The sequence below is a fragment of the Pseudomonas sp. GM102 genome, assembly GCF_000282555.1.
Classification (GTDB): Bacteria; Pseudomonadota; Gammaproteobacteria; order Pseudomonadales; family Pseudomonadaceae; genus Aquipseudomonas.
The window spans coordinates 1-1,956 of the sequence record NZ_AKJB01000156.1; the positions used below are offsets into that span (position 1 = coordinate 1).

Below are 1,956 nucleotides of genomic sequence, written 5' to 3' on the forward strand. Positions count from 1 at the left end.
ATCGAGTAGGAGGCGGCTTCACAGCCGCCGTCCTCTCACACCACCGTACGTACGGTTCCGTATACGGCGGTTCAGGTTATGCGATTAAGCCGGTTTATCGTATCCAGTATTGAGACTAGTCCGAGTCGATCCCATAGCTTCTTCGGTAGCGCCTGATTCATATGTGACGCTCCCGAGTTCCACCATGGGCCTCGGCCATTGACCGCCGAGTTCCACCATGGGCCTCGGCCATTGACCGCCGATTTCCACGCCCGCACCTCGTTGATTCCCAAACGTATCAGGTTGCGCGCCCTCGTAGAGGGCCGCTTCCATTGACGCCAGACAACGCAGCGAAGTTTGTGACGCACCCAGCCATCAAGCTCCTCAAGTGGCCGCTTGCTCTGACTCAGCTTGAAGTAGCCAGCCCAACCACGCAGCACGGGAGTCATTTGCTCAACGATATATCTCATTGAGCGGGCCCGTACCCGACGCAAGAGTTCCCTGAGTCGGTCGCGCAGGCGGTACAGGCTTATGCTCGCCACCCTCAGCTTCGGCTGTTTATGCCAGCTCATCCCATAACCCAGGTAGTCGCAGGCCCAAGACCGTGCCACTCGGCTCTTTTCCCGATTCAGCGTCAGTTTCAGACGTTGAGCCAGGAAGCGATCGACGCTGGCCATGACCCGTTCGCCTGCACGATGACTGCGCACATAAATGTTCGCATCGTCGGCATAACGCACGAAGCGATGGCCCCGTCGTTCCAGCTCGCGGTCGAGTTCGTTAAGCAGGATGTTCGACAGCAACGGCGAGAGCGGGCCGCCTTGCGGCGTCCCTTCCTGCCGTCGGCTGACGAGTCCACCTGACATCGTTCCCGCTTCAAGATAACGACGGATCAGCGTAAGAACGCGTTTATCTTCGATCTGACGCGCAACATACGCCATCAGGACATCGTGATTTACCCGATCAAAGAACTTCTCGAGATCAAGTTCCACGCACCAACGGTGTCCCGCCGCCACGTGGTCACGGGCTGTTTCGATGGCTTGATGGGCGCTTCTGCCCGGACGAAAGCCGTAGCTGTAGTCCGAAAACAAGGGATCGAAGATCGGCGTGAGCTGTTGCAGCAAAGCCTGCTGGATCAGGCGATCCACGACGCTGGGAATACCCAACTGCCGTATTCCGCCTTTGGACTTGGGGATGTCGACGGCGCGTACACCTTGCGGGTGATATTCGCCAGCCAGCAACCGAGTCTTGAGGATTGGCCAATACTGTTTCACGTAGCCTGCCAGTTGGTTGACCGTCATACCATCGGCACCCGGTGCACCCTTGTTGCTGACTACGCGTTGAAACGCACGCTTGAGGTTGGCGGGTGCAAGCACCCGCTCCATCAGCGTGTCCGGCTCCGCGTTCGTCCACGTCACAGACGCCGTCGATACCTGTGCGCTGTCAGCCGTCATCCTCGGATTCTGTCCGGGACTTGGGGTAACAGTCTTCTCTGGGAGAAATTTCTGCATTTCGGTATTCAACGAGACTCTGACGCCTACTGGCGGCATAACCTGTTCGGCCCTTGGTGACGGAGTGACTCGTCACTTACTACGGCCTCGGCTGACTTCTGCACGTTCATCCCGTCGCCTCACGACGCTCGGTAGCACAGCGGCAAACGTGCAGATCTCCCAGGGTAATTCGCGCGACCTTCCTGCTTATGCCTGTCGGATTTACGTCGTAGCGCTCCGTGCAAGTATTGGGCTTTGACGATTTTGGCCGTCTTACCCCGCTACGCCGCCTCTATCCGCTTCCTGTTCGTCAGGCCAGCATTTTGCCTCGGGCTTCCTTCAGATTCGCAGTCACCCGCGACACCCTTGCCTCTGGCTAACACTTCCCCTTGCCGGGTGTGTAGAGGACTTTCACCTCCAAGTCACCAGCGAGGCCACCACAGCCAAGCTGGTTGCGCTTGCGCGCAACGCGCCATGCCTGGCGCACCCA

Annotated in this window: 1 protein-coding gene; it reads right to left on the reverse strand. The window is 58.5% G+C overall.

The window, feature by feature from the left end:
- Nucleotides 1-71 precede the first annotated feature (71 nt).
- Complete coding sequence (ltrA, locus tag PMI18_RS00020) at nt 72-1,526, reverse strand: group II intron reverse transcriptase/maturase (RefSeq protein WP_007908015.1); 1,455 nt, start codon at nt 1,524-1,526, stop codon at nt 72-74.
- Nucleotides 1,527-1,956 lie beyond the last annotated feature (430 nt).

Excerpts from the sequence above, each read along its gene's own strand:
- ltrA (WP_007908015.1), bottom strand. The coding sequence starts at position 1,526 with ATGCCGCCAGTAGGCGTCAGAGTCTCGTTGAATACCGAAATGCAGAAA.